Source organism: Parasediminibacterium schistidii, assembly GCF_046546515.1.
GTDB lineage: Bacteria > Bacteroidota > Bacteroidia > Chitinophagales > Chitinophagaceae > Parasediminibacterium.
The window spans coordinates 23,122-46,835 of record NZ_JBKHKJ010000026.1 but is presented as its reverse complement, the minus strand read 5'-3'; the positions used below and the strand labels follow the sequence as shown (position 1 = coordinate 46,835).

14 protein-coding genes are annotated in these 23,714 nt (G+C 40.1%); 7 read left to right on the top strand and 7 right to left on the bottom strand.

Annotation, left to right across the window (positions count from 1 at the left end):
• Positions 1-32: 32 nt before the first annotated feature.
• The 6 genes from ACHFIY_RS14595 to ACHFIY_RS14570 form a co-directional block, all read right to left on the bottom strand.
• The gene (locus ACHFIY_RS14595; protein WP_410846846.1) at positions 33-1,262 is read right to left on the bottom strand and encodes a quinol:cytochrome C oxidoreductase; all 1,230 of its coding nucleotides are present in this window, start codon (positions 1,260-1,262) and stop codon (positions 33-35) included.
• A 49-nt stretch (positions 1,263-1,311) separates the two neighbouring features.
• A complete protein-coding gene (locus ACHFIY_RS14590) occupies positions 1,312-1,938 on the bottom strand; it encodes a c-type cytochrome (RefSeq protein ID WP_410846845.1) in 627 nt (208 codons plus the stop codon).
• Positions 1,939-1,949: 11 nt separating this feature from the next.
• A complete protein-coding gene (locus tag ACHFIY_RS14585) occupies positions 1,950-2,540 on the bottom strand; it encodes a DUF3341 domain-containing protein (protein WP_410846844.1) in 591 nt (196 codons plus the stop codon).
• Positions 2,541-2,644: 104 nt separating this feature from the next.
• Positions 2,645-4,084: an NrfD/PsrC family molybdoenzyme membrane anchor subunit gene (gene nrfD, locus ACHFIY_RS14580; RefSeq protein WP_410846843.1), complete on the bottom strand. Its 1,440-nt coding sequence runs from the start codon at positions 4,082-4,084 to the stop codon at positions 2,645-2,647.
• Positions 4,085-4,197: 113 nt separating this feature from the next.
• Positions 4,198-7,338 carry a TAT-variant-translocated molybdopterin oxidoreductase gene (locus ACHFIY_RS14575; protein ID WP_410846842.1) on the bottom strand — a complete coding sequence of 1,047 codons (3,141 nt, stop codon included), beginning with the start codon at positions 7,336-7,338 and terminating at the stop codon, positions 4,198-4,200.
• A gap of 90 nt (positions 7,339-7,428) precedes the next feature.
• Entirely contained in the window at positions 7,429-8,640 is a 1,212-nt protein-coding gene (locus ACHFIY_RS14570) for a c-type cytochrome (protein WP_410846841.1), read from the bottom strand.
• Between the two features lie 567 nt (positions 8,641-9,207).
• Here ACHFIY_RS14570 and ACHFIY_RS14565 point away from each other — a divergent pair.
• From ACHFIY_RS14565 to ACHFIY_RS14555, 3 genes are all read left to right on the top strand, one after another.
• Complete coding sequence (locus tag ACHFIY_RS14565) at positions 9,208-10,332, top strand: endonuclease/exonuclease/phosphatase family protein (protein WP_410846840.1); 1,125 nt, start codon at positions 9,208-9,210, stop codon at positions 10,330-10,332.
• 103 nt (positions 10,333-10,435) lie between these two features.
• A complete protein-coding gene (locus ACHFIY_RS14560; protein WP_410846839.1) occupies positions 10,436-11,767 on the top strand; it encodes a sensor histidine kinase in 1,332 nt (443 codons plus the stop codon).
• Between the two features lie 166 nt (positions 11,768-11,933).
• The gene (locus ACHFIY_RS14555; protein ID WP_410846838.1) at positions 11,934-13,127 is read left to right on the top strand and encodes a T9SS type A sorting domain-containing protein; all 1,194 of its coding nucleotides are present in this window, start codon (positions 11,934-11,936) and stop codon (positions 13,125-13,127) included.
• 150 nt (positions 13,128-13,277) lie between these two features.
• On the opposite strand, the gene ACHFIY_RS14550 is transcribed toward ACHFIY_RS14555, so the two are convergent.
• A complete protein-coding gene (locus ACHFIY_RS14550; RefSeq protein ID WP_410846837.1) occupies positions 13,278-14,180 on the bottom strand; it encodes a diacylglycerol/lipid kinase family protein in 903 nt (300 codons plus the stop codon).
• Between the two features lie 553 nt (positions 14,181-14,733).
• Between ACHFIY_RS14550 and ACHFIY_RS14545 the strand changes: the two genes are divergently transcribed.
• From ACHFIY_RS14545 to ACHFIY_RS14530, 4 genes are all read left to right on the top strand, one after another.
• On the top strand, positions 14,734-18,429 hold the full coding sequence (locus ACHFIY_RS14545) for a PAS domain S-box protein (protein WP_410846836.1): 3,696 nt from the start codon (positions 14,734-14,736) through the stop codon (positions 18,427-18,429).
• A gap of 159 nt (positions 18,430-18,588) precedes the next feature.
• Positions 18,589-19,686: a vWA domain-containing protein gene (locus tag ACHFIY_RS14540; protein ID WP_410846835.1), complete on the top strand. Its 1,098-nt coding sequence runs from the start codon at positions 18,589-18,591 to the stop codon at positions 19,684-19,686.
• 1,320 nt (positions 19,687-21,006) lie between these two features.
• A complete protein-coding gene (locus ACHFIY_RS14535; RefSeq protein WP_410846834.1) occupies positions 21,007-22,245 on the top strand; it encodes a M16 family metallopeptidase in 1,239 nt (412 codons plus the stop codon).
• A 50-nt stretch (positions 22,246-22,295) separates the two neighbouring features.
• On the top strand, positions 22,296-23,576 hold the full coding sequence (locus tag ACHFIY_RS14530; RefSeq protein ID WP_410846833.1) for a M16 family metallopeptidase: 1,281 nt from the start codon (positions 22,296-22,298) through the stop codon (positions 23,574-23,576).
• The last annotated feature ends 138 nt before the right edge of the window (positions 23,577-23,714 follow it).

Sequence of the window (23,714 nt, the reverse complement as noted above, 5' to 3'; positions counted from 1 at the left end):
TTAGGTAGCTTCTATTGAAGCATAAAACTAAACTAGGTATGGTGTATGATACTTTCTTTCAAGAAAGGGTGGTACTTAGGTATCAATGGCTTGCTTGCCAGTGCACTGCTAACACCGAGTATCATCAGGCCTATGAAGAAACTCAAAATCCCGAAATCCAACCAGCCAAGCGTGATATGATTTTTGCTGATGCTACCAATTACCATTTGGTAAAAATCTATCCAATGCCCAAAAATAATCAATACTGCCATGAAGGTAACCAATGTATAATTCCTTTTAGCTGCACGCTTCATTAATATTAACAACGGACAAAGGAAATTGATTATCAAGTTGAAGAAAAATATTCCTTTGAATGCACCTTGAACCCGGGTTTTAAAATAAATAGTTTCTTCCGGAATATTTGCATACCAAATAAGCATGTATTGAGAGAACCATAAATACGTCCAAAATATAGAGAATGCAAACATGAATTTTCCAATATCGTGCAAATGCTCTTGTGTTGTATATTCCAAATAGCCTTTATTTTTCAAATAAATAACCCACAATGCCATCAAGCTGATGCCGCTTACAAAAGAACTAGCAAATGTGTACCAGCTATACATGGTACTATACCAATGCGGGTCAATGCTCATCATCCATAACCAAGGTATTGTAGAACCAACCGTCAAGCCAAACCAAGCCAAAAACATAGAAGCACGCACTGTATTTTGGAAAATGAATTTTGTACCACTCACATTATCAAATGCTTCCTTATCAGCCTCATTGCTAAGCAAACGCATCCTGTAACCCAACAAACTCCATAACCCAATAGCCAAAGTAGTCCAAATAGCAAAAAACTTGACATTCAAGAAGCCAGATTTTCCGCTTAATATGGTATCTTTTAATACCGCTTCGCTATCCAACCAATGGTAAACTTCATGTTTACCTGTAAAGACAACAAAAAGCAATACTACCAATGTGATAGAACCAAAAATAGGCACCATGGTAGAAATAGCTTCTGGCACACGCCTGAAAGTTTGCTGCCAGCCGCCCATTGCCAAAGTAGTAACACAAAGAAAAAACATACAGGCATTGCATATCAATGTCCAAAATATGGTATTGTACATGATAGTACCTATAAATACGGCTTGCTCGTGTTCATCTTTGCTCATGCCACTTTTTACAAATCCGAGTATCAATGCTAACAATCCAATCCCTATCAAAGAATAAGACCACGTTTTTAGCTTACTAGGAATTTCAAACTGTAATTTTACTGATGCCATTGTATGTCTTTTGAATCTGTATTGGCTATGCCAATATTAATTTAAGGAATTATTTTGATGCAGTTGCCATTGCAGCAGCAGGCTCAGCAGCTTTTACCTGCTTTGTCTTAATATATTTAATCACCATCCACCTTTGCTTGCGGCTCAATTGCGAAGCATAGCTTCCCATCAGGTTTTTGCCATAAGCCACAGAATAAAACATTTGCCCTTCTGGCATGTTCTGATACTTTACATCGCCAGCCAAATTAGCAGGCTTTGCAGGATAAGGTCCATTGCCATCTTTGTACAAAGGGCCGTTGCCATCCAAATTTTTTCCGTGGCAAATACCACAGTTTATCAGGTACAAGCGTTCTGCCTCTTTTAAATCAGTAATTGACAAACTATCAATCGGGCTTTTTGCTTGCTTTGCAGCTACGTAATTAGCCGTATCGCCTGCCGCATCTTTAGTATAGGGGAAAGGAAATTCTTCGCCTCTTGCGATAGTACCCTTTACAGGCTGGTTGTTGTAGTTAATACCAGCAGCAGCTAAATTACTATGATCAGCATAAGATTCATAAGCCCTGCTATACGCCATGTCGGGCATATAAATAGTTCCTGGGTCACGCTTTACATCGCTGCAACCAATTATAGTTAACAGCGAACCAATAATTCCAAATATGAATATGTATTTCTTCATTTTTACTAAAATTAAGCCGCTACTACTGTTTTGTTTTCGAATGGTAATTCATCAATATCATATCTGCCAACCCACCAATCTGGTTCTGCTATTTGCAAATCTGTTTCTATTGCTCCAGCGTTACTCAAAAAAACTTTTAAATCATCGGTATTTGTTTTGTCTGTACATTCTATCACCATTACAAACAAATCATCGGTAGCCCTCAAATGAAAATGGTGTTTTTTCACGAAAGGGGCCAATTGACATAGGTAACAAAAAGTAAGCACCATTCCCACAGCTGCAAACAATACAGTTAACTCGAAAGTAATAGGTATCCAAGCTGGCAATGCAAAGTGTGGCTTGCCACCAATATTCAAAGGCCAGTCTTTTGTAAAAATCCAGCTAATGCAGCTTAATGCAGTGGTAGTACCTGTGATGCCATAGATAAAACCAGCAGTATGCAAACTTGTTTCCCTCAAGCCCATTGCATGGTCGAGGCCGTGCACAGCAAAAGGCGTATAGATGTCATGGAGTTTGTACCCCGCAGTGCGTACTTTTTTTACAGCCGGGAACAAAGTGTCCTCTGTATCAAAGCATCCAACTACAAATTTCTTTTTTGCCATATTATTAATAATTGAGTTGCAAACCAACGGCAACAGCTCGGATAATAAAATTCATTTCGACCTCACCACAACCTCTCTCCGAAAGAGAGGGGAAAGCCCATACACTAGTGAGCGTATTCGTGTGCAAAATGCTCTGCACTTTGCACTTCCACAGTACCCATTTCTTGTTTGTAATTATCACCAGTAATCTTCAATACATACTTAATTTCTGCTACCGCAATTACAGGGAAATATTTGGCAAAAAGGAAGAAGCAAGTGAAGAACAAGCCAAATGTACCTAAGTAAAAGCCTATCTCGAATGTGCTTGGGCTGTAATAAACGCTCCAAGAAGATGGCAGGTAATCCCTATACAACGAAGTAACAATGATTACAAAACGCTCGAACCACATCCCAATGTTTACAATCACGCTCATAAAGAAGGTTACAAACAAGTTGCGGCGCATTTTCCTGAACCAAAATATTTGCGGGCTCAATACGTTGCAAGTCATCATGCCCCAATAGCTCCAGCCATAAGGGCTGAACAAATAAGCACGGCTATACCAGAATGTATACCCTTCATATTTGTTTTGGCTATACCAACCCATGAATAGTTCCGTTAAGTATGCAATACCAACTATAGAACCAGTTAATACAATTACTTTGTTCATGGCTTCAATGTGGCCAAGGGTAATATAATCTTGCAAGGCAAACACTTTTCTTACAATCAACATCAGCGATTGCACCATTGCAAACCCAGAGAAGATAGCCCCAGCTACGAAGTATGGAGGGAAGATGGTTGTATGCCAACCTGGTATTACAGATGTGGCAAAGTCAAAAGATACAATAGTATGTACAGACAATACAAGCGGAGTAGATAAACCAGCCAATACCAATGACAGGCTTTCGTGGCGCTGCCAGTGCTTAGTACTACCTGTCCAGCCGAAAGCTGCTGTGCCGTATAAACGCTGGCGTAATTTTGTTTTAGCCCTGTCCCTTACTGTTGCAAAGTCAGGCAATAAACCACTATACCAAAATAAAAGGGAAACAGTAAAGTAAGTAGAGATGGCGAACACGTCCCAAAGCAATGGAGAGTTAAAATTCACCCATAATGGGCCACGAGAGTTGGCATAAGGCAATACAAAGAAAGCCATCCAAACCCTACCCATGTGGAATATGGGGAACTGCCCTGCGCACATTACCGCAAAGATGGTCATCGCTTCTGCCGCACGGTTTACACCCGTCCTCCATCCTTGGCGGAAAAGCAACAAGATAGCCGAAATCAAAGTACCTGCGTGACCTATACCTACCCACCATACGAAGTTGGTAATATCCCAGCCCCATCCAATGGTTTTATTTAAGTTCCACTGCCCAATACCATAGGTAACTTCCCTGTAAACAGAATAGACACCAAACATCAACAAGCAAACTGCAATGTAGAAACCGATGTACCATAAACGGGTAGGCTTTGCTTCAATGGGGCGTATAATATCCTCAGTTACCTGATGATAATTCTTATTCCCTTTAACAAGAGGCTCCCTAAGCTGTGATTCGTACTTTAAGTGCATTTGTATATGATTATTTTTCAGTTGAGGATTTAAAACCCGTAATCCTTAGCGTAATATAATTATGAATAACTATTGCATCCTGTATCAGGATAACAACCGTCCTTTATCATTCTTTATGCTTTTGCCCCTTCTTTCTTTGCTTCTTTTCCTTCTTTCGCTTCCCCTTCTTCTATGTTCCTCACCTTTGCCAAATAAGTAACATTTGGCAATACATGCAATTGCTCTAAAGAAAGGAACAAGCGGTTAGGGTTGTCTGCCCTATGTGCCGTAACTGCACTTTTCTTATCGTTTGCATTACCAAAAATAATAGCGTTTGAAGGGCAAGCTTGCTGGCAAGCCACTTTAATATCACTGTCAACCATTGGCCTGCTTTCTTTCTTGGCATCCAATTTAGCAGTTTGCAAGCGTTGCACGCAAAAAGAACATTTTTCAATTACGCCTCTTGAACGCACCGTAACATCAGGGTTTAAAACCATTCTAGTTAAGTCGTCGTTCATATTCAACACCACATCGTTCAATACTTCTTTTTGGTTGTCTGGGAAGCTGTCTGCACCTGTATAATCGGCCCAGTTGAAACGGCGTACTTTATAAGGACAGTTGTTGGCGCAATACCTTGTACCAATACAACGGTTATAAGTCATTTGGTTTAGCCCTTCGCTGCTGTGGTTGGTAGCTGCTACAGGACAAACGTTTTCGCAAGGCGCATTGTCGCAGTGCTGGCACATCAATGGCTGGAACACCACTTTCGGGTTTTCCAAATCTGTACCGCTATAATACCTATCTATACGCAGCCAGTGCATTTCGTGACCACGCAATACTTCTGGCTTGCCTACAACAGCAACGTTGTTTTCTGCATTACAAGCTACCACGCAAGCGCCACAACCAGTACAGGTATTTAAATCCACACTCATGCCCCACTTAATACCCGGGCGGTCGTTCATGGAGTTAGGGTAAATAGTGCCTTGTGCTTGGTAGTTAGCCAACCCACCATAAGGTTTTGCTTCCGCTTCCCTGTCTTCTAATATTTCGTCAGGCTTGTGCTTATACTCAGCCAAGGTAATTTCTTTCATTACCTCTGTACGGTTGCCTTGGCTAGTATTATATATATTGTGCGTTTGCGTAAGTGCTACGGGGTATTTTTCTTTTGTATCAGTTAAAGCAACTTCTGAAACACTAAAACTTACAGTGCCATTCAACAAGGATGCAAAAGGGAAAACATTTGCTCCACGGGTAGTGCCTTCATCATTAACAACAGATTTGCCCAATTCTTTTGCACGGCCATACCCCAAAGCTATACCAACAGTATTGGGGTGTGTGCCAGGTATAATTAATGTTGGCAATTTTACAGAAATACCATTGGCTTTTATTTCTACCACATGCTTAGGTGGTTTTACCTCATAAGCATCAGCTTGGCCATTATTCTTTAAATCAATACCCAATAAAGTAATTGCCATTGCAGGAGAAACGATCAGGTAGTTGTCCCATGTTGCTTTGGTAATGGGGTCTGGCATTTCCTGCAACCAAGGGTTAGCAGCACCTTCGCCAGCACCTATAGCTACTTTTTGGTAAAGGAACAATTCAGTACCCGTTACTTTTTTATATCCACCAATTGCTGAAACAGCAGTAGCCACACTTGAGCTACTAAAACTTGAGGCAGAAGCAGCCACAACAGTAGGGTTTATAACGCCATCTTGCAAAGCCTTGTCCCAACTAGTTTCGCCACCAACTTTTGCTGACCAGTATTGTTTTACAAAGGCAAGGTAATCAACAGTTGAACCCGACCATTTCAACAAGCTATCCTGCCATTGACGGGTTTTGAACAAAGGGTAAATGGTAGGTTGTATAAGGGAATATTGGTTTGTTTTTATTTCTGCATCGCCCCAACTTTCCAAGTAGTGGTTATTAGGCAGTACATATTTGCACAATTGGGTTGTTTCGTCTGCCTTGCCGCTGAATGAAATGGTAACTTTTACTTTCTTAATGCCTTCAACAAATTTCTTGCTGTCGTACCAAGAATAAGCAGGGTTTGCTCCATAAACCAACAATGCACCTACTTTGCCAGCATTTAAGTCATCTACCAAAGTAGCAAAGTCGGCATCTACACCTTGTTTTGTATTGTAAGTGGCAGACCAATCAATTGTTTTGCCACCAGCTTGCAATGCTTCGTTAATAGCATTTACAACTATTTGCACGTTTACATCGTTGCTCCCGCTTACTACAAGGGCTTCACCTCTTTTAGCAAGCAATTCTTTTGCTGCTTTTTCTATGCCCTCTTTTAGTTTGGCATTTTCAATACCTGAAACAGCTTGACCATTGATAGCTGCTAACAAGGCAACAGCAATTGCACCTGTTTCTGATGGGCGGTGCAAGAAACGCTCGTCTGCATTGCTACCTGTAAGGCTCGATACACTTTCAAAGTGTATATGCTTGCTCATTTCAGGTTTGCTTTCATTTATTTTCTTGCCCGTTGAATATTGCTTTGCAAATTCAATAGGGCTAAGCCATGTGCCTAAAAAGTCAGCAGCAAGGCTTACAATTACTTTTGCATTGTCGAATCTGTAAGAAGGTATGGCTGTTTTGCCATAAGTAGCTTGATTGGCCAATAAAATACCGCTATATGAAACAGCATCGTACGTTACATGCTTGCTACCAGGATTTTTTGCCAAGAACTGGACAATAATTTCTTTGGTAGTTGGCGAAACAATAGAACTGGTTAATACTACTATTGAAGCACCACCTAAATCTTTAAGTGACCCTGCAATAGCATTGTCAATATCAGCAAAAGTTACTTCTTTCTGGTCGATGGAAGGGAAACGCAAACGGGCAGTATCGTATAAATCTAAAACCGAAGCCTGAACCCTTGCAGAAGTGCCGCCTTTGGTGATAGGACTAAGTTCGTTACCTTCTATTTTAATTGGTCTGCCATCCCTTACTTTGGCAATAACACTTACTGCATCGCCATCTTGTATGTAAGTAGTAGCATAATAATTAGATATACCCGGAACAATATCCTCAGGCTTATTGGCAAATGGGATTGCTTTTTTTACAGGTATCTCGCAACTGGCAGCTATTGCAGCGGCTGCAGTACTAAAACCTAGGTATTTCAAAAAGTCCCTTCTTGGGGTTTTGCTTTCTAGAAAGCCTTTGTCATCAGCTTCCATTGGAAGTACTTCCTGAAACTCATCGTTCACTGATTGCTTAAAGGCATCAGAATTATTCAATTCACCAAAGCTTTGCCAATGCTGTTTACTCATAATATAATAATTCTTCAATGTGCCATCTGGTTATACAGGAAAACCCTATCCACCCATCAACACATCAGCAGGTTTGCTAATTAATTAATTTTAATAATGACATTTTTGACACTCTGTACCACCAATCATTTCTACAGTAACACCTTTGGTACTATCTAACTTACCGCTTTTGAGGTCGGCATGGTATTTTTCGTAGATGCTGTAGAAGCCATTGTCTTTAAACTGCACTTTGGTTTCCCTATGGCAGTTTACGCACCAGCCCATGCTAAGCTCAGCAAATTGCTTCACTTCTCCCATTTTTTGTATTTCACCATGGCAGGTTTGGCAAGCCACTTGGCCAGCCTTTACGTGCTGTGCGTGGTTGAAGTAAACATGGTCTGGCAGGTTGTGGATGCGCACCCACTCAATTGGCTTGGCTTTTGTAGCGTCCCATGGCTTGCCTTCTTCAAAGCCAGCATATTTGTATAGTTCTTTTATTTGTGCAGTACCATTTACTTCCTCGCCTTCTTCCGTATAAAGTTTCTCGCCCTTGTATTCATTTATAGCCATGTGGCAGTTCATACAAATATTTACAGAAGGTATGGTAGCTTGCTTGCCTTGATACACGCCTATATGGCAATATTGGCAATTGATTTGGTTAATGCCTGCATGTACTTTATGCGAATAATAAATAGGTTGTTTAGGCTGGTAGTTTTTGGTACGCCCAAAACCGATAGCACCTTTAGTAGTATAGAATCCGCCTACAATAAATAGTATTACAACTATCATGGCGATGTAAGACTTGTTTTTCCAAAAAGGGATAGGCTCAGCCGAAATAACACCTTCTTTATCGTCAGCTAATTTCTTAAGATTGCTATTGACTTGTAATAAAACCAATGCTATCACAGCCAATATCAAAGTCAATAAGCCAAACAACAATGAATTATCGCTTTCGCCATTTTTTGCATCGTTAGGGTTTCCACCTGCGCCGGCAACAGAACCGGCAGCAGCTTCGCTAGCTGTTTTTTTCACATACCCCAATATCGCATCAATTTCCTTGTCGGCCAATTGAGGGAATAGGTTCATAGCCGTTTTATTGAACTCGTTGTACAAGTTATTGGCATATGGATCACCTGTTTTCAAAAAAGCTGCACTGTTGTGGATCCAGGCATGCAATTTGGTTTTATCTGGCCAGCGGTCTTCCACGCCAGCCAATGCAGGACCTGTCAGTTTTTTGTTTACTGCGTGACAAGAAGCACAATTCTGGGAAAACAAAGCCTTACCATCCTGAGCCTTAGCTGTATTGATAAACAGAACTGCCAAAAGCAGAATTGATGCTATCAGGATTGATTTGGAGAAACCTTTAAGAAATGCCATATTCACAGTCGGTTGATTCTAATGTGGAAAAAATATCCCTTTGAGGGTGCAAAAATATGACACGCGAATGACAAACCATCAACATTTGAAAAATTTTTTTCAGTTTTTTTCCTTTTGCCATTTATTTTGACTAATGAATTTTTTATTGAATAAACGCCTATATTATGCCGCTTTCAACAGACATGCAAAGGGGTATTATTTTGTAATAATTGACTAATTTCTGCAATAAATCTTTCATTTTTTATTAATATACACTTTAAGTACATAACTAAAAAAGGAAATAAAATAAAAAAAATAAATTTTTGTAAGCTGTTAGTTACAATTTTAATACACAAAATATGATGTAGATATATGCGAGTAAAAAGAAAGGAACCAAAATTTTTCGCTCCTTTTCGATCTTCTTTAAAAATGTGTAGGTACAAAAAAACATAAAATAGCCCCATATTTTCTCTCTTTTTTCTTTTGCTTGCCCATAATAAGTTTAGTATAACTGTTTTTTGGTAGTTTTATTGCGTGATTAAGAAAGATATAGCCCGAACCACTGCCAGGATTATAATGCAGGCACTTACCATTGTGATAGGCTTATGTTTTTTAATGGCTTGCATGGTGCCATGGCTTAGCCCAAAAAATTGCTGGTGGATTGGATTTGCAGGGCTGGCTGCTCCTTACTTAATTGGTTTATTGATATTCGCAATAATTTTTTGGTTATTGGTTAAACCTAGGTGGGCGTTATTGCCAATAACCTTATTAGTATTGGGCTACAAGCAGTTGGATGTAGTGTTTGCTTGGCATTTTAAAACTAGTTTTTCAGATGCTAAAAGCAATGATGCTATCAGGATATTGGATTGGAACGTGCGAGGCTTTAATGGCCTATCGGAAAGCGCAAGCAGCAAAAAAATAATACGTACAGAACTAGCAGAAAGCATCTTGAAACAAAACCCAGACATTATTTGCCTACAGGAGTTCAATCATTCTTACGGCACAGCTGGCCACCCAAACCTTCAGGCAGACAATATTGGGTTATTTACAAAAACGCACCCCTATTACTATTTCTCAAGGGATTATAAAACAGCAAACGGCTATGCCTCTGGCAGCATCATATTTTCGAAATACCCAATTATCGATACGGGCAAATTGAAATACCCAAAGGGTGAGAGCATCATTTTTGCCGACATGGTTATAGGTGGCGACACTTTGCGCATATACACCACCCATTTGCAGTCGTTCAAGTTTAAGAAAGGCGATTATGACAATATTGATAAAATTGCAGACAACGAGGATGATGCCCTGCTTGCATCTAAAAGCGTGTTCAATAAAATGAAACCCGCTTTCAAGCGAAGAGCCGAGCAGGCAGGCCTTGTAAAACAATGGCTGGGCAATAGCCCATATAGAAGCATTATCACAGGCGATTTTAACGACGTGCCCAATAGCTATACTTATTTTACCATAAAGGGAGATAGGCAAGACGCTTTTTTAGAAAAGTATTTTGGGTTTGGGCGAAGCTATATATCCCTTGCCCCTACTTTGAGGATAGATTATATATTGCCAGATACATCCTTCCTGGTACAGCAGTTTGACATGGAAGACGAGGGCCTAAGCGACCATATCATGCTAATAAGCGATGTAAAGTTAAAGTAGGCATATCATTTCGCTACAACAGTATCAATTCGCTCCGTTAAAAAGAAGATAAAGCTATTTGTAATCATTTCAACTGGTATGGGCAATAGTTATATTTGCTACAATGAAAAAAACTTTACCCATTATTGTTGTTTTAATCACGCTCTCGCTTTTAGGTTTGATTGTTCTCCAAGCGTCTTGGCTGAACAACCTGCTGGTTTTGAGGAGGGGGCAGTTGAACAATAAAATTAATGAAGCAGGGGTTGCTGTAGCGGTGGATTTGTTTAAGGGCATGGGCACAGCACCTAGCTTTAAACTGCAGCGGAAAATGAGTTTTGGCAGGTTTAGCAACGACATATCCATGCTGCTGAAACCGCCAACCATAGAAGAAAAATACAAGCTAGAAGACGTGCAGAAAAAACTACAAGCCGCATTTAACAAAGAAGAACTGCACCATATTAATTTTGAATTTGCCATTATCAACAGCTCGGAAGACTTTGAAATGCGTACCCCAAATTTCGAGAAAGCCTATTGGGATACCATTAGCAACAAAAGGCTTTTTGTAGGAATAGGCCCAGAAACCGCAGCCGACCTTGACGGGATTAGCTCGCCAGAGCACTTGATTATTATTGTACCCGATTTTACAAAGCAGGTTTGGGGCTCGCTGAGATGGATAATTGTAGGCGCTGCTGGGTTCATGCTCATCATTATCGCTGCTTTTTTTGTTACGCTCCGCACCCTTCTTAACCAAAAAAAACTAAGCGAGATAAAGAGCGATTTCATTAACAACATGACACATGAGTTCAAAACCCCGCTTGCTACGATTTCACTTGCGGTAGATGCTATAAAAAATGAAAAAGTACAAAACGACAAAGAAAAACTCGCCTATTTCACAGGCATAATAAAAGAAGAAAACAAGCGCATGAACCTGCATGTGGAAACAATATTGCAGGCTGCGCTGCAGGAAAAACAGGAACTGCAATTGAAAATAACAGATGTGCATGCAAATGAAGTAATCAAGCAAACGTTGGACAACTATGTATTGCAGCTGGCCGAGAAAAAAGGCACGGTAGAATACCACTTGAATGCCAAGACAGACTTGATAATGGCAGATAGGCTACATTTCTCCAACCTGTTCTCGAACCTGATAGACAATGCCATCAAATACGGCAATGAAAATTTACATATCAAAATAACCACGCACAGCACCCCCCGTTATTTCATTATTAATGTGCAAGATAATGGCATAGGCATGGCGAAGGAAAGCTTAAAGCGGATTTTTGAAAAATTTTACCGTGCCCACACGGGCAATGTACACAATGTAAAAGGCTTTGGCTTAGGAATGAGCTATGTGAAAATGGTAATTGATGCCCACAAAGGCAATATAAAAGTAGATAGCACGCTTGGGAAAGGAACAACTTTTACCGTGGAAATGCCTAGGGTACAGCCAGTGTAAGTACTTTTTTTACTATTCAAAAACAATCCCTTATTTTTATTTCTTTTTTCCCGCCTGTGTTCTTTTGCATAGGCGGGTTTTTTATTTAAAACCCATTTTAAAAAAATATTGATTGTTTTATATTTAAAACTGCCTTACTTTTACGTTATAAATATTATTGTCAATTATGAAAAAATTAGTTCTACCTATCATGGCTGTAACAGCCTTTTTTTCAATTGTTTCGGCACAAACTAGCAGCCGCATTTTTGCTATCACAGGCGATACCAAGGGAAATGTAAACTGGAATGCGGTAAGGGAAGTCAGCAGCAAAGACGGCTCCTTGAAGTCAACTTTTTACACCCCTTCTGCCAATCAAGCCCTACGTTATGTGTCCTCAATCAATAAAAACATCACACCTTCAGCAGAGCCTGCAATTTCTGCAATTGCTGCTACTGCTTATGATTCAAAAAACAATAGGCTGTATTTTACCAACATGCGTGGCAATACGCTAAACTATGTGGACTTGAGCCAGCAAGGCTTCACGGTGGTAAGCAATGCCGATGGTGCTTTTAACACAGGCGACAAGTTTAAAAGCGAAGCCGCAATCATTACCCGCATGACATTTGGAGCAGATGGTGCAGGATATGCCCTAAGCAACGATGGCGAACACCTGATACGCTTTACCACAGGCAGCAGGCCTATTATTTCCAATTTGGGAAGGCTGATTGACGCTAGCGAAAATGGAAATACCTCCGTGCATAACCAATGCACTAGCTGGGGTGGCGACATGGTGGGCGATGCTTTTGGCAACCTATACTTGATTACCATGCACGCTAGTGTTTATAAAATAAACACCCAAACCCTAGTTACAAAATTAGTAGGTACAATTAAGGGCTTACCCGCCGAGTTTACTACCAATGGCGCAGCTGTAAACGAAGATGGCGATTTAATTGTTAGCGGTGCTGCCTATACCGAAAGCTATTTTAAAATAGACTTTGGCACATTGCAAGTTGTTAGCCCAGTAAAAAGCGAAGGAGGGGTGTACAATGCGTCTGACCTTGCTAGTGCAAATTTATTGTACCAAGCCAAAGCAACAACAGTTGCCACTGCTGCAATAGCTGCCACTGAACAAGTAAGTGTCTACCCCAACCCAGCAGTGGGCAGGGCTTTCCAAGTAAAAATTACTAAACCAGCTTCTGAAAAGTATGCCGTGCAGGTTACAGATATTAGCGGAAAAGTAGTTTTGCAGAACAGTACAGCCGTTGGCAACCCGTCTTTAAAGGTAAATTTACCTGCAGGTACACCAGCAGGGGTTTATTTGCTAAAAGTTACCAATACTGCTAAACAAACGGTTTACAACAACAAGCTGGTTGTGGAATAACATACGCTTATAAATACAGAAAAAGAGGCAGCCTATTTTATTTAGGCTGCCTCTTTTTTTTAGCTGCACACCAAATGGCTAACTATCTTTTATATAGAGACGTTTTATGTAGAGACGTTGCATGCAACGTCTCTACATAAAACGTCTCTACTATTGTATCAATTTAAAACAATCCTTTAAAATATCAACTTGCAACTGTGATGCAGTAGCCGCAGGTTCGCCATCAATATGCAATGGGGCAAGTTTTAGGTTCTGAATAGAAAGGCTAGGCGTTTGGAAATACAGTACATTTTTAGTGCTTATTTCGTTTACTAGGCTTTGCAATTTATTGTTCCCCCTAATTTGCCGAAGCACTGCAAAAGGCAATTTTGCCTTGCTCATTTTTTGCACAATTACTACATCAAGCAACCCATCGCCAAGGTTGGCCTCTGGTGCAATGGTTACATTGTTGCCAAACTGGTTGCCATTGGCAATACTTATAAAATAAGATTCTGTAAAAAAAGTAAACCCATCTACTGTTATCTCAAATTGGTATGGCTGGGCTTTAAAAAAATTAATTAGGCTTTGTTGGGTGTAAGCAAGCAGCCCCCGGGAATTGCCCAATGCAAAATCATGAGCTACCTGTGCATCAAAACCCACGCCGCTAAGCATACACGAAAACTTATTGTTGATGGTAAATGCGTCTATATATTTTGGGTTGCCCGTAAACAAGTGGTTAATAGCGTCTTTTGGCTTCTTGGGTATGCCAGCCGCTAAGGCCAGCCCATTGCCAGAGCCAGTTGGCACAATGCCAAAATTAATGTCCACGGTTTTGTAAAGCGCACTTATCACTTGGTTCACCGTGCCATCGCCACCTACTATTGCCAAGTCGGTTATTTGCTCGGTCTCTATTTTGTCTTTCAAAAAGTCGTAATTGCCACTTGCATTGGTATCTATTATTTCAAATGGCACTTTGTGTGCAAGGGTAATATCGTTAATAAGTTGCCTTACACCTTCTTTTTTGCTGGTACCCGAAATGGGGTTTATTAGATAAATAATTTTACCAACTGGCATAAGCAATCTTTTAATTGAAGCGGCAAAAATAAGGCATACTTTGTATGGCGTTTCTTTTTTGCAGCTTTGTATGCAAGGTAGTGCCTCTATAATGGTATCAATTAACAAACACTTAGGCATAAAACATAAAACAGCAGTGGTTAAGCCTGGAATTTGAAAAAAATATAGATGGCTTCCTTTTAACCCGGATTTTGCAGTTGACTTCGTTATGAAAGGCTCAAATGCAATAAAGACAAGTATTTGAGCCGAATTTTTGGTCGAAAACATAGTGTACTATGGCAAGGCCAAAAAATCAAGCAAATGCTTGTGTTTGAAGTATTTGGGGCTTGCAATAGATTTCAACTGCAAAATCTGGGTTTAATGCAATAGTATTGATACTTTTTTATAGCTTTATATTTAAAAGGTTAGTTGTGCTTGCGTACTGTTGTCAAAAAAATAAATGCTTGTGCTCTTTATCCCATTTTAATAAATCCCTTTCACCTGCTGGGGTTCAATCATTAAAATCATGCAACTCTGTCCATCAGTGGCATAAAATAGTTTTAAAATAGTTTTAATGAACAATCGCTCGCTTAAATTCAGTTATGTGCTTTCGCTTACGGCCATCGCTTTGATTTTGATTATGAATTATATAATCGTAAATCACCAAATGATTAAAACCGAGCGTACAGGTAATTTTATCAAGATAGCCATAGAGCAAAAGAGCCTTTCGCAGGAAGTAGCTTTAAATTGCTTCCAGCTACTAAATGGGGAAGGCGATAGGCAAAGCATATTGCTGCAGCTAGAAAGCAATATACGCTTGCTGGAAAATGGGCACAACCGCTTGATGAAAGGCTTTGCAAGCCTTGATGCTGTTAATAATTCGGCCAAACGGCAAATTTATAACCAAATAAACCCCGCTTATCAAAGCCTGCTTGCCAATGCCAAGCAATTGGATGCAAATAACTCAAGGAAGGAGGAATTGCTTTTGACCATCTCCCAGCAAGAGGCCACTTTTTTAAAAGGAATGGAAATGACTGTTAATGAATACAGTAGCGAGGTGGAAGCCGACCTAAAAAAAGTGCAGCAACTAAGGCTTTTATGCACCTTGGGTTTATTGTCAGTTATTGTTTTTGAAGCATTGTTTATACTTAGGCCAATAGGCAAAAGGATTAACAAATATATTGCTGAGATAGAAAACCAGAACCAGCGCCTGCAAAACCAAAATATAGTATTGCAGGTTGCCAATGAAAAAGTAGAACAGATAGAATTGCTGTTTAAAAAACTTTCCATTCACATTCCCGGCGTTATTTACCAGTTCCAGCTTTTTGATGATGGACGTTCTTATTTCCCATACATTTCAGAGAGGGCAACGGAAATTTTTGAGCTATCGGGCGAGGAAATATTCAGCGGCGGAAAAAAAATTTTTTCTTATGTCCACCAAGATGATGTAGAATTATTTAGCAAGGCAAGGCAATACTCGAAAGATACGCTTGCACAACTTGATTGTGAGTTCAGGATTGTGCTGCCAAACAAAGGGCTAAGATGGATACATACGCAGTCAACACCAGAACGCTTGCCCGAAAGTGTATTGTGGCATGGCTATGTACAGGACATTACAGAACGCAAAAAAATTGATGAAACACTTGCCAAAAGCCAGCAACTGCTTAGCCAGGCAGAAACAATTGCAAAAATTGGAAGCTCGGAAGTCGATTTTAAAACAGGGAAATTTTTATGGTCCGATGAGTTTTACCGCATACACGGGTTGAAACCACAGGAGTTTGAACCCACGCCAGAGCTTAGCGAGCCTTTTTTGCACCCAGACGACCGCTATAAAATAAAGCTGTTTGAAGAAGCAGCAGTAAACAAGGTTGACCATCTGGAATTTGATTCAAGGATAATAAGGACTGATGGCGCAATTAGGGATATTAGCTCGTATTGGAAATATACATACGACTCAGATGGTATTCCCCTAAAAATGTATGGGGTTGTACAGGATATTACAGAGAAAAAACAATTAGAAGCAGCTTTAAAACAAAGCGAAGCTCAATTCAGGGGTGCATTCCAATATTCTGCCATTGGTTTTGCATTGGTAAACCCCGATAAAACCTGGAAAGAAGTAAATGAGAGCTTTTGCAGCATGTTGGGCTATACAAAGGAAGAATTATTAAAACTAACTTTTGAAAAAATAACGCACCCAGACGATCTTTCGCTGGACTTGCAGTATTTGCAAGAGCTGGCAGAAGGCAAAAGGGATAGTTACCAAATGGAAAAAAGGTATTTCCATAAAAATGGCAATATTATATGGGTGCTGCTTGCCGTGTCTATGATAAAAGATGAAAATGGGGGGGCTATGCAATTTATTGCCCAAATCCAAAATATAACCGAGCGGAAAGTGGCAGAAAGGGAACTTGCAGAAAGCAAGGCAGCGTACGAGTCGTTGTTCTATCAAAATACTGCGGCGGTGTTTTCATTAGACCTAGAAGGCAACTTTACTAGTGCCAATAAAGTGCTGACTGAAAAAGCAGAATGTAACATAGAAGCTATTTTAAAAATGCATTTTGTAGATTTTGTTTATCCACAAGACCTTGCACAAACAATTGCTAACTTCCAGTTTGCGAAGCAAGGCATTGCCAAGGAATTTGAAATACGCATTGTAACAGCTACAAAAAAAATACTGTCTATTTCATTAATTAGTATGCCTATTGTTGTAAACAACACGATAAAAGGCGTTTATGTAATAGCCAATGATATTACTGCTCAAAAAGAGCAGCAGGAGCAAATAGTAAAAATAAAGGCAAACCAAGACGCGTTGATTAATAGCACAGACGACTTGATGTGGCTAATTGATAATAACTTCAACCTAATTACCTCAAACAAATCTTTCTCAGAAAAAGTATTTACCAGTATGCGCAAGCACCTGCAAGAAGGCGATACGGTATTGCACCCAGAATTTGGGAATAAAGTGAATGAAAAATGGAGAATTATTTATGAACGCGCATTGAAGGGTGAAAAATTTAGTTTCAATGATGGTGAATACAATAGTTTAACCAAGCTGCCCGAATATAACCAGGTAACCCTGAACCCCATGTTTAATAACATGGACGAAGTGTATGGGGTGGCTTGCTATTTGAAAGATATTACCAATTATGTAAACCAGCAAGCCGAGGTAGTAGCTACAAGGAACGAGTTGCTAAACATCATGGACTCTTCCCCAGATGTTATCTGTACCATAAGCAAGGAAGGGCGGTTTTTAAACGTTAGCGCAGCATCAAAAAGAATTTGGGGCTATGCACCTGAAGAGTTGAGTGGCAAGCCATTTATAGATTTTGTTGCCGAGGAAGACCGGGAGAAAACCATCTTAATTGAAAAGGACATTAAAGCAGGCAACCCAGTTACTAATTTTGAAAACTGCTATATACGCAAAAACAAAGAAATAATACCTATAGTATGGGCTTGCAGGTACGATGAGGCAGCCCAAATAATATATTGTGTAGCAAGGGATGCAACGGACAAGCAAAAACAAGAATTGGCCATGGAAAAACTAAATAGTCAATTGACAACAAGGGCACAGGAACTATCAGAGTCTAATTTAGAGCTAGAGCGTTTTGCTTATGTGGCTTCGCACGACTTGCAGGAACCATTGCGCATGGTGAGTAGCTTTTTGCAACTATTACAAAAGCGGTACAATAATAGTTTAGATGCAAAAGCAAACGAGTATATCAATTTTGCAGTTGATGGTGCCAAAAGGATGAAGGAATTGATATTGGACATGCTGGAATATTCGCGTATAAATACCGGCGAGGTGGTTTTTGAGGAGATTAACCTAAATGATGTGTTCCAAGAAATAGCCGTTACGCTTTCCCCAAGCATAAATGGCAACAATGCCACCGTTATTGCTTCCCGGCTTCCTGTAATCCATGGCATAAAATCGCAAATCATGCAATTGCTGCAAAACCTTATTGGCAATGCGTTGAAATACAAAGCCGAGGGCGTGCCGCCACATATAAGCGTAATAGCAACCAACAAAGGCACTGAATGGGAAATAATGGTAAAAGACAATGGCATAGGCATTGCACCACAGTTTTTTGAAAAAATATTTATTATTTTCCAGCGGCTGCACAATAAAAGTGTCTATACTGGCACAGGCATAGGGTTGGCGATTTGCAAAAAAATTGTTGACAAGCATGGTGGCAGGATATGGGTAGAGTCTGAAGTTGGCAAGGGCAGCCAGTTTTATTTTACCATTCCCAGCAAAGAAGCTATTGTGTAGGGGGGTACTTGCGGTTGCCCCTATGGGCCTTTTTTATTACAACTTTAATTTTTAGTTTTTGTTATTATAGTAACTTGCCAATAAAATATAGATAGGGAGGCACTGGCTAAAATGACTGGCTATTGTTATCTAAAAAAATGTTCCTTAAAAAAATAACACATGAAAGGCCTACGCTTTATAAAATTTGACCCGAATGAAAATACAAAAAGCAAGTTTGAGCAAATGCTCGATTTGTTTACCCAATTGCTCACCTATACCAATGGCGATGCTGGCGAAGCACTAAGCTGGATGAACCAACTGGACAAAAAATACCAGTTTTCTAACAATGAATACGGCATTGGCGACTTTATTGAAGACCTAAAACAAAATGGTTACCTAGACGAGAACCCTGTTGATGGGAATATAAAAATAACCAGCAAAACCGAACAATCGATCCGCAAGAAAAGCTTGGAGGAAATATTTGGCAAACTTAAAAAATCACGCCAAGGCAACCACCAAACATTCAAGCCCGGGCAGGGCGATGAAATAAGCCCCGACAGCAGGCCATTCCAGTTTGGCGACATGCTGGAGCAGATAGACTTTACCGAGAGCATACGCAATGCCCAAATAAACCATGGGGTAGAAAGTTTCAGGATGCAGGAAGATGATTTGCAAATAAGGGAAAACGACTTTAAAACACAAACATCAACCGTGCTGATGATTGATATATCGCACTCTATGATTTTATATGGTGAGGACAGGATAACCCCTGCCAAAAAAGTAGCTATGGCACTAAGCGAGCTTATCCAGACAAAATACCCCAAAGACACATTGGATATAGTAGTGTTTGGCAACGATGCCTGGCCGATAGAAGTAAAAGACTTGCCCTATCTGCAAGTAGGTCCCTACCATACCAACACGGTAGCTGGCTTGGAACTGGCCATGGACATACTAAGGAGAAGGAAAAATGCCAACAAGCAAATTTTCATGATTACCGACGGCAAACCAACCTGCCTAAAAATTGGCGGCAAATACTACAAAAACAGTTTTGGGCTTGACAGGAAGGTGGTAAACCGTTGCATTAACCTAGCCGCACAGTGCAAAAAACTAAAAATACCCATTACTACGTTCATGATAGCCAGCGACCCTTACCTGCAAAAATTTGTGCAGGAATTTACAGAGATGAACAATGGCAAAGCATTTTTTGCCAGCCTAGACAAATTAGGGGCATTTATTTTTAAAGACTTTGAGAGTGGTAAAAGGAAAACGGTGTATTAATATTGTAATGGGAGTTATGGGCAAAAAAAACGGCTTTATCACCAGCATCTTATCTGGGAGCGGAAGTACCGGGACAGCATACTAAAAATATACTATAGTTTTGTGGGTAGAACAAAGCTATAGGGTGTATTTCAAAATTTCGTTTTTTTTGTTGTTTTCAATTTGGCAGAATCACAAATTATTTAATCCTGCTTATATATAAGTCAATACATGCTGTTTGCTCAGGGTAAACGCATCAAAATTCTTTTTACTCGAATCTTCGAGTTTGACACCAGTCTTGGCATAAACCACCTTATTTTATCCGGTTTTGGCGTAGCCAAAATTGAAAAAAATGCGCAGCATATTTTTTTCAAAGGATAAAATAGAGTGGCGTTGCCAAAGCTACCCTCGCCTTTGGAGAGGGGCTGGGGGTGAGGTTGAAGCCCGCTGGCTTTGAGGCAAAAGGACTAAAAAGAAGCATTTTAGGATAAAAAAGGTAATTAGGCATGGAATATTTTTGATGCGTTTGCCCTGGCTGTTTGCTGCCCAGCGAGCATCCTATATGGGGGAAATTTTGGATGCCCATGGGGGCATATTTCCCCCATATAGGATTTTTATTTTGGGCTATATACATATCCATGCTTACTTTACATTAAAACAGGAACTAGGGCATCTTGCCCTTTCCTCCTGCAACGGATGGTTGGCTTAGGGAAATGATAATCCACCATTAAAATCTTATCAGTTTCTTATCAATAAACTATCATTTTACTTTAATAAGACTATCATTCCATTATCAATAACCTATCATAAAATTCACATAAATTATCATAAAAAATGAGGCTCAAAAAAACACAAACAACTGAATATCAATGAGTTACAGGCAAAAAAGGAAAACAGCAAAAAAAAATTAACCACCGAAAAACAAAAAACCAAGCAAGTGCTTGTCTTTCAACTAGTGGGGGCTTGCAATAGATTTCAACTACAAAATCCAGGTTAAACCCGGATTTTGCAGTTGACTTCGTTAAGAAAGGCTCAAATGCAATAAAGACAAGTATTTGAGCCGAATTTTTGGTCGAAAACATAGTGTACTATGGCAAGGCAAAAAAATCAAGCAAATGCTTGTGTTTGAAGTATTTGTGGCTTGCAATAGATTTCAACTACAAAATCCGGGTTAAAGCTTCTTCTAAATAAAAAAGGCCAACAAAAAGAGAAGATTTGAAATGCACCCAAGCTAGAACAAATTTTTTCCATAGGGATGTCTATACTTTTCGCTACACGGTAAATGCCGTTTTAAGTACTACTAAACTGTTATATTTGTAACCCTTTATTAAATAAATATAGATGGTGCAGTACAATAGGTTTGTTTTGGATAATGGCTTGCGGGTGTTGGTGCATGAAGATACGAGTACCCCAATGGCAGTAGTGAATGTGATGTACGATGTAGGGGCAAGGGACGAAAACCCTGAAAAAACAGGATTTGCACACTTGTTTGAACACTTAATGTTTGGCGGTAGCACGCATATACCCGACTATGACGAGCCATTGCAACGTGCAGGTGGCGAGAACAATGCCTATACCACAAACGACCTTACCAACTATTATTGCAGCCTTCCTGCCGAGAATATAGAAACAGCCTTTTGGCTGGAAAGCGACCGTATGCTAAGCCTTGCCTTTAGCAAAAAAAGCCTAGAAGTGCAACGGAAAGTAGTGTGCGAGGAGTTTAAAGAGCATTATATCAACAAGCCTTATGGCGATGTTTGGTTCAAGATGCGGCAACTTGCTTTTACCACCCACCCTTATAAATGGATGACTATTGGCCAAGAGCTGAGCCATATAGAAAACGCTACCATTGACGATGTAAAACAATTTTTCTTTAAGCATTACCGCCCTGTGAATGCTATTTTGGCAGTGGCGGGCAATGTAACTACCGAGCAGGTAAAAGCATTGGCAGAAAAATGGTTTGCTCCTATACCCATGGGCGAAAAATATGAACGCAACCTGCCTGCCGAACCCACGCAAACAGAAGCAAGGCAGGCTTCGGTATATTCCGATGTGCCACTAGACTGCCTTGTAAAAACATGGCATATAGATGCCCGGCTAGAGAAAGGGTATTATGTGGCAGATTTAATTACTGAAATATTGGGTGGTGGAGGCTCGAGCCGCTTGTACCAAGCATTGGTGAAGGAAAAACAATTGTTTTCTAACTTAGACTGTTACCATTTTGGCAGCATAGACAAAGGGCTACTAGCTATAGAAGGCAAACTGGTAAAAGGCGTGAATATGGAGGCTGCAAATACTGCCATCAACGAAGAATTAGAAAGGATACAAACTGAGTTGGTGGACGATAATGAATTGCAGAAAGTGAAAAACAAAACAGAAAGCGTTATTGCTTTTGAAGACATGAGCATCATGAGCCGTGCCAGCAGCCTTGCCAATTATGAATTACTAGGTGATGCCAATTTGATGAACACTGAACTAAAGAGGTACCAGGATATTACAACCGCAGATATAATGGAGTACAGCCGCATTATTTTTGACCATAAGAATAGCAACACGCTTTATTACCATAGTAAGAATTAATTTATTTGCTATTGTATGAATAGCTGAGAACAGACCTTAGAAGAATAATCATGTTAAACAGAAAAAAGAGCCCTAAAATAATAGATACAGTAGAGCTAAGCCTACAGTTGAAACCATATACAAAATTTACTTTGGACAATGGCGTGGAGGTTTATAACATCAATGCTGGCGCACAGGAAGTGGTGATGGTAGAAATGGTTTTTTTTGCAGGCAATTGGCACGAGGAAAAAAACATTGTGGCAGCTACTACCAACTTCATGCTGAAAAATGGCACTAAACGAAGGACTGCTTTTGCCATCAATGAACACTTCGAGTTTCATGGGGCTTACCTAAACCGGAGTTGCCAAAATGAAACAGCCACATTTACCCTGCACACGCTTGGCAAGCACTTGCCTAAGCTGTTGCCCGTGATGGCAGAGTTGCTAACAGACAGCATTTTTCCTGAGGAAGAATTGGCTATCTATAAGCAAAACCAAAAGCAAAGGCTGGCCATTAACCTAAAAAAATGCGACTTTGTTGCCAACCGCCTAATAGATACCTACTTATTTGGGCAGCAGCACCCTTATGGCCGCTTTACCTCCGTAGAAGACTATGACGCTTTGCAAAGGAAAGAACTAGCTGCTTTTTACGAGCAGTTTTATACCCATGGAAAATGTATCCTTTTTGTGGCGGGCGTGTTGCCATCAGACATAGAAGAACAATTAAACAATGCTTTTGGCTGCTTGCCCCTCAACCAATCAATTCTGCCAGAACACAGTTTTGAAGCAAAGCCATTTGCCGAGAAAAAGCACGAGGTAATAAACGATGCTAGTGGCGTGCAAGGTGCTATACGCATAGCCAGCCCATTCCCCAACAGGCACCACCCCGACTTTTCCAAGGTACAGGTGCTGAACAATGTTTTTGGCGGCTTTTTTGGGTCACGGTTAATGAGCAATATCAGGGAAGACAAGGGTTATACTTACGGCATACATTCCTATCTCCAAAACTTGATACAGCAAACTGCTTGGTTGGTTAGCACCGAGGCTGGCAGGGATGTTTGTGCCGCTACCATAGCAGAAGTATATAAGGAAATGGCCCGCCTGCGGGACGAACCAATTGATGCGGAAGAATTGCACTTGGTACGCAACTTTATGATGGGCAGCATATTAGGCGACCTAGATGGCCCTTTCCAAATTATTGCCCGGTGGAAGAATTATATTTTAAATGGCCTTGATGGGCAATATTTCTACAATGCACTAAATACCATTAAAACAGTACCTGCAGAAGAGCTACAGGTACTGGCAAAAAAATATTTGAACGAAGAAGATTTTTATGAGCTGGTAGTGATATAAGTGGTAAGTCATAGGGCGGAAGTGCTACTTTTTTTAATTTGGTAACTTTCCAAAAGTTACCAAATCTAACAGTTGCTAAAAACCCTGCAAGGGTTGAACAACAGTAGCCACGGGCGAAACCCGTGGTATTCTTAATGG

Bases quoted from the DNA above. Each gene is read 5' to 3' on its own strand.
- ACHFIY_RS14595 (WP_410846846.1), bottom strand. From the start codon at position 1,262: ATGGCATCAGTAAAATTACAGTTTGAAATTCCTAGTAAGCTAAAAACG.
- ACHFIY_RS14590 (WP_410846845.1), bottom strand. From the start codon at position 1,938: ATGAAGAAATACATATTCATATTTGGAATTATTGGTTCGCTGTTAACT.
- ACHFIY_RS14585 (WP_410846844.1), bottom strand. From the start codon at position 2,540: ATGGCAAAAAAGAAATTTGTAGTTGGATGCTTTGATACAGAGGACACT.
- nrfD (WP_410846843.1), bottom strand. From the start codon at position 4,084: ATGCACTTAAAGTACGAATCACAGCTTAGGGAGCCTCTTGTTAAAGGG.
- ACHFIY_RS14575 (WP_410846842.1), bottom strand. From the start codon at position 7,338: ATGAGTAAACAGCATTGGCAAAGCTTTGGTGAATTGAATAATTCTGAT.
- ACHFIY_RS14560 (WP_410846839.1), top strand. From the start codon at position 10,436: ATGAAAAAAACTTTACCCATTATTGTTGTTTTAATCACGCTCTCGCTT.
- ACHFIY_RS14555 (WP_410846838.1), top strand. From the start codon at position 11,934: ATGAAAAAATTAGTTCTACCTATCATGGCTGTAACAGCCTTTTTTTCA.
- ACHFIY_RS14550 (WP_410846837.1), bottom strand. From the start codon at position 14,180: ATGCCAGTTGGTAAAATTATTTATCTAATAAACCCCATTTCGGGTACC.
- ACHFIY_RS14545 (WP_410846836.1), top strand. From the start codon at position 14,734: ATGAACAATCGCTCGCTTAAATTCAGTTATGTGCTTTCGCTTACGGCC.
- ACHFIY_RS14540 (WP_410846835.1), top strand. From the start codon at position 18,589: ATGAAAGGCCTACGCTTTATAAAATTTGACCCGAATGAAAATACAAAA.
- ACHFIY_RS14535 (WP_410846834.1), top strand. From the start codon at position 21,007: ATGGTGCAGTACAATAGGTTTGTTTTGGATAATGGCTTGCGGGTGTTG.
- ACHFIY_RS14530 (WP_410846833.1), top strand. From the start codon at position 22,296: ATGTTAAACAGAAAAAAGAGCCCTAAAATAATAGATACAGTAGAGCTA.